This is a genomic window from Acidiferrobacteraceae bacterium (genome assembly GCA_037388825.1).
In the GTDB taxonomy this organism is placed as follows: Bacteria; Pseudomonadota; Gammaproteobacteria; order Acidiferrobacterales; family JAJDNE01; genus JARRJV01.
Genome location: JARRJV010000056.1, coordinates 1 through 10,471 on the forward strand (window position 1 = coordinate 1; position 10,471 = coordinate 10,471).

The following is a 10,471-nucleotide window of genomic DNA, read 5'->3' on the forward strand; positions in this document are numbered from 1 at the left end:
GGCGCGGCGAGGCTGTCGCGGCTCAGCAGAATTACCTCGATCTCTTCAACGATCTCTTCCTGGCGCAAGCTGTTGCTGCGCCGGGTGAGTTCTGCGGTTTCCTCGTCCAGATGGCTCACGGCACCTTCGAGGTGGCGCACCCGGCGGCGGTTCTCGATCATCAGTGATTGATACAGGGCCGCGTGCAGGGCGGCGAAGACGTATTGCTCGGTCAGCTGCAGCACGAATTCAGCCGGTTCGAGAAGCAGGCGTGGAGCAAAGCCGGGTTGTGATTCCGGCTGCGCGAGCTCGCGGAAGGGCGGCAACAGTCTTTGCCGGATGATCCCGCTTTCCTCGCTCTCGTGGAAAACCAGGTACAGGGACGGGGCGCCGTGGTCGCTTTGCAGGCCGGTGAGGGTGTCGGTGATCTGGCCCAGTACGGCCGCGATTTCTTCCACCACGCTGGCGCCTTCCGTGTAGTGAACCACGCGCGCATCGTGTTCGAGCAGGGGCTGCAGCTTGCGGCCACAGACAATCAGGTGCGCATCCGGCTTCGACTCCGGGGAAACCTGTTCCGCAACAAACCGTCCCAGCGCCGCATTGAAGTCGCCACAGAAACCCCGTTCCGATCCGATCACGAGATAGACTTCGGCCTGATCCGTTAGCGCCGCATTGAAATCGCCACAGAAGCCCCGTTCCGATCCGATCACGAGATAGACCTCGGCCTGATCCGTTTTCGGGGCGGGCAGGGCATCGGGATGAAAGCTGAGGAAATCCGCGGCGACGGTTTCGATGTCGGTGACCACGGTGCGCTGGGCGGCGAGAAAGCGGTCGAGCTTGCGCGATTCCATGAAGGCCAGGGTCTTCATGGAGTTCATGATCTCGCGCACCTCGGCAAGACTGTGGCGGTGTTCCTCGAGTTCGCGTCGCTTCGTCATGGCGCAGCCGAGCCCGTGTCCTTTGGCGACGGCAACCAGCGTGTCACCGCATCCACCCATTGTTCGCGTGGATCGTCGATTCGCAGATCGCTGTTCGCTACCTGTTGCTGCAACTTGCCCAGAACCCCGGCGACCTGTTCCGGTTCGATGGAATCCAGGTGTCCGTCGTTGAATGCCACCATCCAGGCCATTTCAAACTCCACGGGCAGGGGAGTGAGGCGATCCTGTTTCAGGATCTGCTGCAGCAGGCGGCCGCGGTGGATGGCTGCCTCCATGCTTGCCTCCAGGCGCGCGCCGAAGCGGGTGAATACCTCCAGTTCCAGGAACTGCAGATAGTCCAGTTTCATGCGTCCGGCTTCTTCCTTGATACGCGGATGCTGCGCCTGGCCGCCGATGCGCGATACCGAGCGTCCAATGTCGATGGCGGGGCGGAAGCCGCCGGCAAAGCGCTCGCGGTCCAGGTACACCTGGCCGTCGGTGATGGAGATGAGGTTGGTCGGGATGTAGGCCGCAATCTCGCCCTGTTGGGTCTCGACGATGGGCAGGGCGGTCATGGTGCCGCCGCCGTGGCTGGCGTTGAGACAGGTGGCGCGTTCCAGCAGGCGCGCGTGCACCGAAAAGATGTCGCCGGGGTAGGCCTCGCGCCCGGGGGGCTGGCGCAGCAACAGCGACAACTCGCGATAGGTGCGTGCATGGGTGCTGAGGTCGTCGTACACCACCAGGGTATCGCGTCCCTGGAACATCCACTGTTCGGCCACCGCGCAACCGGCAAAGGGCGCGAGATACTGCAGCCCCGGCAGGCTGCTGGCCTCGGCCACGACCAGGGTGGTGTATTCGAGGGCGCCGTGTTCGCGCAGCAACTGCATCGTGTTGATGACGGTGGATCGCTTCTGTCCGATCAGGACGTAGACACAGCGCACGTCCTTGCCCTGCTGGTTGATCACGGTATCGATGGCGATGGAACTGCGCCCCAGGCCCTCGTCGCCGATGAGCAACTGGCGTTGCCCCTTGCCGATGGGGATCATGGTGTCGATGATCTTGATGCCGCTGTACAGCGGTTTGTTGACGAAGTCGCGGGCGATAATAGGTGGCGACTTGGTGTCGAGCGGGCGATAGGCCTCGTGCTCCGGCGCCTCCTGGCCGTCCAGGGGCAGCCCCAGGGGATCGATGACACGGCCCAACAGGGCATCGCCCACGGGGATACTGAGGGAGCGGCCGCCAAGATGGGCAACGGTGCCGGCGGTAAGGGCATCGGTCTGGTGCAGCAGCACTGCGCCGATGAGATCGCCGGTGAGATTGAAGACCGTGGCGCGACTGCCGTCCTCGAACGACAGGATGTCGTCCATGGCGGCGGACGGCAGGCCGGAGATCCAGGCGATACCATCGCCGACGGACACCACCTTGCCGCGTTCGGCGACCCGCAGCCCGGGCTCGTAACGGGCCAGCCATTCGGCCTGACGCGCCAGGGCGCCGCTTGGCCGGGCGCCATCAGTCATTGGCACCGATCTCCGTGTAGCCCTTCAGTTCGTCGGCGAGATTCGTGCCCAGTACCCACGCGCCGATGCCCAGACGCAACCCGGCCAGCAGCGAGGCATCCTGTTTGTAGGTCACGGGTGCCGAGATACCCGCACCCTTGGCCAGCGCCTGCTCCAGGCGCTTCCGTTGTTCGTCCGGGATGGGATGGACGCTGGTGGCCACGATTTCCTCCGGCTCCCGGGTCCAGCTCTCATGCAAGGCCTTGCGTCGTTCTTCGTCCAGGGCCGACAGGTCCTGGATCGCGATATCGATCAGGCGTGTCTCCAGATCCGGTCCGGCGGCCAGGGACAGCAGCCGGCTGGCGAAAGCCGAGGCCTGTTGCAGGGCGGTCTGTTCCACCTTGCGCTGTTCGTCCTGCAGGCGGCGGGTGTCGGCCGCACGGGCCTTCTCCCGTTCCTGTTCCAGGGTCGTTTGCAACTCGTCCAGGCGCTTGCGGCGCTCCGCTTCGAGTTCCTCATTCAGTTTGCTGCGGGCGGCCTCGCGTTCCTGCTGCCAGTCGGCATTGCGGTGTTCGTACTGTTCGCGCACTGTCTCGGCCTCGCGTTTGGTCTGCTCCGCGTCCGCGAGGCTCTTTTCCACCGCTTCGCGCCGTTTGGCGATGATGTTGAGCACCGGGCGATACAGGAAGCGGTGCAGGATCCACACCAGCACCAGGAAATTGATGGTTTCCAGGATGAAAGTCGTCCAGGTCAGTTCCACGTTCGTTCCTCGGTCACTTCGGCGAAGCAGTCCTGCGTTGTTGCTTCACTTCAGGTGCAGGTAGTCGATCAAAGGGTTGCGGAACAGGACGATGAGCACGATCACGAGCACGTAGATGGCCAGGGATTCGATCATCGCCAGGCCGATGAACAGCGTGCGCGTAATCGAACGTTCGGCCTCGGGCTGCCGCGCCAGTGCATCCAGTGCGCGGCTGATGGACCAGCCCATGGCGATCGCCGGTCCCAGGACGCCAATCGCGATGGCGATCAGTGCCAGGACCGTGGAGGAAGTGATGAACTGGGCTAACTCACTCATGAATCACTCCTTGGTTTGTGATTGTTGCCGGAGTTGTTGCGATTGCAGGCCGCCCGCGATGTAGATCAGGGCCAGCATGCCAAAGATATAGGCCTGCACCAGCGCCTCGATAATATGCAGCATGAGGATGGGGATGGGTACCAGGAAACCCGCGACCAGCAGGATCAGCAGGGCGGCCATCTCCAGGCTCATCATGTTGCCAAACAGGCGCACGGCCAGGGCGACGGTGCGCGAGATCTCGCTGATGATGTGGAACGGCAGCATCAGCGGACTCGGGGTCAGGTAGTGGTGCAGGTAACTCTTCAGGCCCTGGGTGCGGATGCCGAACCAGTGCACCGACAGGAACACGAGGACTGCCAGGGCCGAGGTCGCCGACAGGTCGCGCGTGGGTGAATGCAGGCCCGGGATGAGGCCGATGAGATTGGCGACGACGATGTACGTCCAGAGCGTGCCGATGAAGGGCATGAGTTGGCGCGTGTATTGCGGCGCGACGGCGCGGATCGCGTTCTCGATCATGGACACGGCGATCTCCAGCGAGGTCTGGATCATGCCGGGCTCACTGCGCAGATGTCGGGTGAGCAGCCAGGACAACCCGCCCAGCAGCACCATCACCAGCCAGGTGGTGACAACAGTTGAGGTCACCTGCAACCCGGCAATGGTGAACACGGTTTCTGCGCTGATGCCGTTGTGTTCCATGGTCTAGCGATCCCGGATGAAGAGATACACGTTCACGGCGCCGACGAAGACACCGAGCAGGATACAGGTCACCGTCCACTGCACGGAGTAGCCGGCGAAGTGCTTGTCGAGCCACAGCCCCAGGTAGGCCCCGACCACCACGGGCAGCACGAACAACAGGCCCAGCGTACCCATATATACGGTGTGCGCCAGCAGGGTCGGCCGGTCCTTCTCCGCCTGTTTCATGCGCGCGGCCTGGCGTTCAACTTTCTTGCGCAGGTTCCGGTCTTCGTCGACTTCGCTCATATCAATGTCCCGCACGGCCCAGTTCCCACATGCGACGCAGGATCTCTTCCTCCATCTGGCGCAGGCTTTTCTTCATGGTGTGCAGTTGTTCTTCTTCGGCCAGCAGTTCCCGCTGCATGGCCTCGCTGATGCGCGTGTAGTCCTCGTCCCGCAGGTAGTGGCGCGTGCTGAGGGTAAGAACGTCCTGATCGAAATACAGCACCGCCCGGGGCAGGGCAAGATACTGCCAGGGCCCGTCGCCGCAGCGATAGCGCGCCAGCCCCAGGGTCAGCACCGTGGCCATGCGTTCGTGGCCGGCACGGATGCCGAAGCTGCCGGAGTCGTCCTCGCCAACGAACACGGTGACATCGTCCACCGTTTCGCGATGGGTGGCGTCATGCAGCAACAGACGAAAGCCGCTCATTTCGCTCCCTCCATGGTTCCGCGCATGTAGCACGGCTCCTCACTGGTCTCGTCATGTTTGCCGGCGAGAAATGCCTCGCAGTCGTCCAGGGTGTCCTTGAGCGAGACCGAGATGCCGGCGATTCCGGTGTGGGCGGCCGTGACCCAGAACGGTTGGGTGAGATAGCGCTGCAGCTTGCGTGCGCGCATGACGATGCGCTGGTCCTTGGGGGAGAGTTCCTCCACGCCCAGCATGGTGATGATGTCTTCCAGTTCGTGATAGCGCGCCAGGTGTTCACGTACGCCCTCGGCGATGTCGTAGTGGCGCGCGCCCAGGGTATGGCGGTCCATGATCTTGCTCGCCGATTGCAGTGGATCCACCGCCGGGTAGATGCCCTTGCTGGCCTGGGCGCGGGACAGGATGACCGTGGTGTCGAGATGACTGAGGATGGCGTTCACCGCCGGGTCGCTCATGTCGTCCGCCGGTACGTACACCGCCTGCACCGATGTGATCGCTCCCTGTTCGGTGGACAGGATGCGGTCCTGCATTTCCGCCACCTCGGTGGTGAGTGTGGGTTGATAGCCTACCGTTGCCGGCATGCGCCCCAGCAGGCTGGATACCTCGCTGCCTGCCTGAACGAAACGAAAGACATTGTCCATGACGAACAGGACTTCCTTCTGCATGCGGTCGCGCAGGAACTCGGCGTAGCTCAGGGCCGACAGCCCGACGCGGAAACGCACGCCGGGAGATTCATCCATCTACCCGAAGACCATGGTGGTCTGGGGCATGACACCGGCGCGCTGCATTTCGTGCCACAGCTCGTGTCCTTCGCGGATGCGCTCGCCGACACCGGCGAATACAGAGACGCCTTCGTGGATGGTGGCGACGGCGTGCATGAACTCCATGATGAGCACGGTCTTGCCGACACCGGCGCCGCCGAACAGTCCGGTCTTGCCACCCTTTACGAAGGGGCACAGCAGATCAATGGCCTTGATGCCCGTCTCGAGCACGCCACCGGTGCCGATGGCCTCGTTCAAGGGCAGGGTCTGGCCGTGGATGTCACGGTATTCGTCGGTCTTGAGTGGCTCACCGCCATCCAGGGGCTCGCCAAAGGCGTTCAGCAGCCGACCGAGACAGTCGGTGGATACCGGGACCCGCAGCGGGGCGCCGGTGTCATATACGGGCATGCCCCGGCGCAGGCCGGTGGATCGGTGCAGGGTGATGGCGCGCAGGTGATGTTCATCCAGGTGCTGATGAACCTCAAACAGGTACTGTTCGTGGTCCAGGCGCGCGGAAAGGGCGCGGCGCAGGGGAGGGAGCTGTTCGCAGGAGATCAGTGCGACCGGGCCGTGTACGTCTTCGATATAGCCGATGGGTTCCACGTGATTCCTTGGTGCTTTTTGCGGTTGCCCGGTGCAAATATTAGGGAAATACCGTATCCGCTTGTTTAACGCTTATCAATGACGTTGGACGGCTCGCGAGGGGCCCGCAAGGGGGGCAGATGCGCGGCGGCCAATCGACCCGGGTATTGCGCTTTGGGGCGGCAGCAATTCTTTTTGCAGGGATAAGTGCAAAGAAACTGGTAAGAAAATGGAAAAATATGGTATATTTAACAATTAGTTGACGCGTTTTTAACGCGTCGGGGTTTACAATCCTGCCTCGATCCAACGCCATTCTTGGCGTCTTTTCAACGATCCGGATCCGGATTTTTCCCGACAGAGGGTTCGCGGCGGGGCCTTATCGGAGTGTCTTCAGTGCCAAAAAAACTAACCGCGGCCAGCTGTCCAGTATGGCTGTCCCGTGCTCTGCCGCCCGTGCGCTGGTGGCACCGGGTCACGAGACCCAACCTTCGAAGTGATCTGATTGCCGGGCTGACCGGCGCCATCGTTGTTCTCCCCCAGGGTGTGGCCTTCGCCACCATTGCCGGCATGCCGCCGCAGTACGGCCTGTATGCGGGCATGATCCCGGCCATCATCGCTGCCTTCTTTGGATCGTCCTGGCATCTGGTGTCGGGTCCGACCACCGCCGCCTCGGTGGTGCTGTTCTCCAGCCTCAGCGCCCTGGCGGAACCGACCAGTGCCGAGTATGTGCGGCTCGCCCTGACCCTGACCTTCATGGTCGGGATCGTGCAGCTGGTGCTGGGCTTCGCGCGCATGGGGGTGCTGGTCAATTTCATCTCCCATTCCGTGGTCATCGGTTTCACCGCCGGCGCCGCCATTCTTATTGCCAACAATCAGGTCAAGCATTTCCTCGGCATGGATCTGCCGCGCGGCGCGCACGTACACGAAACGATTTACAACGTGATCCAGAAGGCGGAACAGATCGACCCGTATGTGGTTGTCGTTGGCCTGGTCACGCTGTTTGCCGGGCTGATCATCAAACGGTTCTGGCCCAGGCTGCCGTACATGATCATCGCCATGTTGATCGGCAGCGTACTGGCGGTGGTCATGATGGCCACAAGCACGGAGGCGGCGCATGCGATCAAGACCGTCGGCGCCTTGCCCGCGACCCTGCCGCCCCTGTCGGCCCCCGACTTTTCTCTACAGACGATTCGCGAGCTCGCACCGGCGGCGGTGGCGGTCACCCTGTTCGCCTTGACCGAGGCGATCTCCATCGCCCGCTCCCTGGCCGCGCGCAGCGGACAGCACCTGGACGGGAACCAGGAGTTCATCGGCCAGGGCCTGTCGAACATGGTGGGCAGTTTCTTCTCCGGTTACGTCGCCACCGGTTCGTTCAACCGCAGCGGCGTCAACTTCAGCTCCGGTGCCAAGACCCCGCTGGCGGCGGCCTTTGCCGGTGCCATGCTCATAGGAATCGTGTTGCTGATCGCGCCGCTCGCGGCCTATCTGCCCAATGCGGCCATGGCCGGCATCCTGTTCCTGGTGGCCTGGGGGCTGATCGATTTTCACCATATTCGCAAGATCTTCCGGACCAGTCGTACGGAAACCGTAATCATGGCCGCGACCTTTGCCGCGACCCTGTTCCTCGAACTGGAATTCGCCATCTTCCTCGGTGTGCTCCTTTCGCTGGTGGTGTATCTCAGCCGCACCTCGCGCCCGCGCATCCTGACGCGCGTGCCCAACCCGGCAACGCAGACGCGCAAGTTCACCACCGATCCGGCCCTGCCGGAGTGTCCGCAGGTGAAGATCATCCGCATCGACGGCTCCATGTTCTTCGGGGCGGTCAATCATATTCAGGAGACCCTGCGTGGATTCGAGGAGCGGTCACCGGGGCAGAAGCATCTTGCCATCGTCGCTACAGGCATCAACTTCATTGACGTGGAGGGTGCCGAGTATCTCGCGCAGGAGGCGGAGAAGCGGCGCAAGGCGGGAGGGGGCCTGTATCTGATTCGAGTCAAGGAAGCCGTGTGCGAACCATTCAAGCGCGGTCACTACCTGGACCAGATCGGGGAAGAGAATATTTTTTCGTCCAAGACAGACGCAATATCGACCATCTTCAGCAAGGTCGATCCGGAGATCTGTCGCAACTGCAAGGCGCGCGTGTTCCTTGAATGCAAGCACGCGCCCGGTGCCGAAGCGAACGAATCCGGCAAGGCGCTGTCTGGACAGATGTCGGCTGCGACCTGAGCCCGTACGAGCAGGGCCGCAGCTTCCGGGTACACGTGCATGATGAAGGAGTCGGCCATGAAGATACTGATTATCGAAGACAACAAGGATCTTGCCGCCAATCTGGCGGAGTTCCTGGAAGGACAGGGGCATGTGATCGATGCCGCTGCCGACGGGCTTACGGGCCTGCACCTGGCCATCGTCGGCAAGTACGACGCGATCGTGCTTGACCTGATGCTGCCGGGGGTGGACGGTCTGGAAGTCTGTCGCCGTTTGCGCGAAGAGGCCCACGACACCACGCCGGTGCTGATGTTGACGGCGCGCGACGCGGTCGACGACAAGCTCGCGGGTTTCGCCACCGGGGCCGATGACTACATGATCAAGCCCTTCTCCCTGCGCGAGCTCAACGCCCGCCTGCGCGCCCTGTCGCGCCGCCGTGAGGGCATGACCGCGATCGATCGACTGGCCGTGGCGGACCTGGAGCTTGACCTCGGTACCTTCGAGGCCCACCGTTCGGGCAAGCGCGTGCCGCTGACGCCGATCGGGCTGAAGATCCTGGAGCTCCTGATGCGCGAATCCCCACGCGTGGTGCAACGTGCCAAGATCGAGGAGGTCGTGTGGGGCGATGCGCCGCCGGACAGCGAGTCCCTTCGTGCCCATGTACACAGTCTGCGTGGCGCCATCGACAAGCAGTTTACCAAGCCTTTGCTGCATACCGTGCGTGGCATCGGCTACCGCATGGTCGATCCGGATGCGCTTTCGACGTAGTCTCCGATTCCGCATCATCTTCTCCTACCTGGGTTTCGGCGCCGCCATCGGCGGCGTCCTGGCCCTGTTCCTCGCGATTTCCCTGTACGAACTTGAGGATCGGCTCGTATCCGAGCATGTCTCCGATGAGTTGCAGTATTTCGTCAAACTCGCGAACAACAACCCGAAGATCCATACCCTGAGGACCAAGAAACTCCTCGGCTATGTGTTCCGTCCCGGCGAACCCATGAACGGGCTCGAGTTTCTCGAGCAGATGAACAGCGGCGTGCACGACATCGACTACGGCAACCGCAAGTATGTTGTCGCCATGCAAAGGGAAAACGGGACCCGCTACTACATGTTGTACGACCAGACCGACGTCAAGGTGCGCGAGCACTTCCTGTCCGCGGTCCTGCTTGCCAGCATCGTGCTGGCGACCTTGTTCGCGATCTGGTTTGGCTGGTCGCTGTCCGATCGCCTGATCGCGCCCGTCATCCAGTTGGCGCGCCGGGTGGAAAGCCTTCCCCCCAGCGATGCGACCGAGGAAATGTTGGGTGAATACGCCAATGACGAGGTCGGTAGCCTGGCCGAGGCCTTCCGTTCCTATATCCAGCGCCTGGAGAGTTTCATTCAACGGGAGCGAACATTTACCGCCGACGCCAGCCATGAATTGCGAACCCCCTTGGCCGTGATCCAGGGTGCCGTGGAAGTCCTGCTGGCGCGAAGGGACCTGAGTCCGCAGGACCGCACGCGGCTGGAGCGCATCGAACGTGCCAGCAACGATATGAGCCAGAGCCTGGATGCCCTGTTGGTGCTGGCGCGCGAGCCGGGGGCGGGGGCCAGCGTTGAAGGTGAGACCGAGGTGGCCGAGGCGGTCCACGATGCCATCCAGAACAATCGCACCCACCTCGCGGAGGATGAGGTAGAAGTGAATGTGCAGGTGCTGGCGAACCCCATGGTGGCCGCGCCCGATACCATAGTTGGCATCCTGATCGGCAATCTGGTGCGCAATGCCTTTCGCTATACACCGCGCGGTAGTGTGACTATCACCCTGGGACCGGACAGCCTGACGATCCAGGATACCGGCATCGGCATCCGCAGCGAGGATCTTGAGCGGGTGTTCGAACGGGGTTTTCGCGCCGCCGACGCGCCGGGCAGCGGGTCCGGGGTTGGCCTGTCCCTGTGCAAGCGCATCTGTGATCATTTCCGTTGGGGCCTGGACATAACGAGCCAGCCGGGTGTGGGGACGCGCGTGGTGTGGACCTTCCCCTCAACGATCCGCGAGACTACTACCCAGTATGAGGTCGCGACGGCCGAGGTCTAGGCCG

Annotated in this window: 10 protein-coding genes and 1 pseudogene; 3 read left to right on the forward strand and 8 right to left on the reverse strand. The window is 62.6% G+C overall.

Annotated features, from left to right (window positions below; all coding sequences use genetic code 11):
• The 8 genes and pseudogenes from P8X48_10115 to atpD form a co-directional block, all read right to left on the reverse strand.
• On the reverse strand, nt 1-917 hold a 917-nt coding region (locus tag P8X48_10115), incomplete at its 3' end, for a F0F1 ATP synthase subunit gamma (GenBank protein ID MEJ2107666.1).
• Entirely contained in the window at nt 914-2,413 is a 1,500-nt protein-coding gene (locus P8X48_10120; protein ID MEJ2107667.1) for a F0F1 ATP synthase subunit alpha, read from the reverse strand. The genes P8X48_10120 and P8X48_10115, both read right to left, overlap by 4 nt.
• A complete protein-coding gene (locus P8X48_10125; GenBank protein MEJ2107668.1) occupies nt 2,406-3,152 on the reverse strand; it encodes a F0F1 ATP synthase subunit delta in 747 nt (248 codons plus the stop codon). The genes P8X48_10120 and P8X48_10125 overlap by 8 nt, the downstream gene beginning before the upstream one ends.
• Nucleotides 3,153-3,197: 45 nt before the next feature.
• Nucleotides 3,198-3,467: an ATP synthase F0 subunit C gene (gene atpE / locus P8X48_10130; GenBank protein MEJ2107669.1), complete on the reverse strand. Its 270-nt coding sequence runs from the start codon at nt 3,465-3,467 to the stop codon at nt 3,198-3,200.
• Nucleotides 3,468-3,470: 3 nt separating this feature from the next.
• Nucleotides 3,471-4,163, reverse strand: a complete 693-nt coding sequence (locus P8X48_10135) for a F0F1 ATP synthase subunit A (protein ID MEJ2107670.1) — start codon at nt 4,161-4,163, stop codon at nt 3,471-3,473.
• Nucleotides 4,164-4,166: 3 nt separating this feature from the next.
• The gene (locus P8X48_10140; GenBank protein ID MEJ2107671.1) at nt 4,167-4,448 is read right to left on the reverse strand and encodes an AtpZ/AtpI family protein; all 282 of its coding nucleotides are present in this window, start codon (nt 4,446-4,448) and stop codon (nt 4,167-4,169) included.
• A gap of 1 nt (nt 4,449) precedes the next feature.
• Complete coding sequence (locus P8X48_10145) at nt 4,450-4,851, reverse strand: hypothetical protein (GenBank protein ID MEJ2107672.1); 402 nt, start codon at nt 4,849-4,851, stop codon at nt 4,450-4,452.
• Nucleotides 4,848-6,212: pseudogene (gene atpD, locus P8X48_10150) on the reverse strand (F0F1 ATP synthase subunit beta). The gene P8X48_10145 and the pseudogene atpD overlap by 4 nt, the downstream one beginning before the upstream one ends.
• A 372-nt stretch (nt 6,213-6,584) precedes the next feature.
• Here atpD and P8X48_10155 point away from each other — a divergent pair.
• From P8X48_10155 to P8X48_10165, 3 genes are read left to right on the forward strand one after another with little or no spacing between them, the layout of a single operon-like run.
• Nucleotides 6,585-8,417 (forward strand): SulP family inorganic anion transporter, encoded by a 1,833-nt coding sequence (locus P8X48_10155; GenBank protein ID MEJ2107673.1) that lies wholly within the window; start codon nt 6,585-6,587, stop codon nt 8,415-8,417.
• A 57-nt stretch (nt 8,418-8,474) separates the two neighbouring features.
• Nucleotides 8,475-9,164: a response regulator transcription factor gene (locus tag P8X48_10160; protein ID MEJ2107674.1), complete on the forward strand. Its 690-nt coding sequence runs from the start codon at nt 8,475-8,477 to the stop codon at nt 9,162-9,164.
• Nucleotides 9,148-10,467, forward strand: a complete 1,320-nt coding sequence (locus tag P8X48_10165) for a HAMP domain-containing sensor histidine kinase (GenBank protein MEJ2107675.1) — start codon at nt 9,148-9,150, stop codon at nt 10,465-10,467. The genes P8X48_10160 and P8X48_10165 overlap by 17 nt, the downstream gene beginning before the upstream one ends.
• The last annotated feature ends 4 nt before the right edge of the window (nt 10,468-10,471 follow it).

Excerpts from the sequence above, each read along its gene's own strand:
- P8X48_10120 (MEJ2107667.1), bottom strand. The coding sequence starts at position 2,413 with ATGACTGATGGCGCCCGGCCAAGCGGCGCCCTGGCGCGTCAGGCCGAA.
- atpE (MEJ2107669.1), bottom strand. The coding sequence starts at position 3,467 with ATGAGTGAGTTAGCCCAGTTCATCACTTCCTCCACGGTCCTGGCACTG.
- P8X48_10135 (MEJ2107670.1), bottom strand. The coding sequence starts at position 4,163 with ATGGAACACAACGGCATCAGCGCAGAAACCGTGTTCACCATTGCCGGG.
- P8X48_10140 (MEJ2107671.1), bottom strand. The coding sequence starts at position 4,448 with ATGAGCGAAGTCGACGAAGACCGGAACCTGCGCAAGAAAGTTGAACGC.
- P8X48_10145 (MEJ2107672.1), bottom strand. The coding sequence starts at position 4,851 with ATGAGCGGCTTTCGTCTGTTGCTGCATGACGCCACCCATCGCGAAACG.
- P8X48_10160 (MEJ2107674.1), top strand. The coding sequence starts at position 8,475 with ATGAAGATACTGATTATCGAAGACAACAAGGATCTTGCCGCCAATCTG.
- P8X48_10165 (MEJ2107675.1), top strand. The coding sequence starts at position 9,148 with ATGCGCTTTCGACGTAGTCTCCGATTCCGCATCATCTTCTCCTACCTG.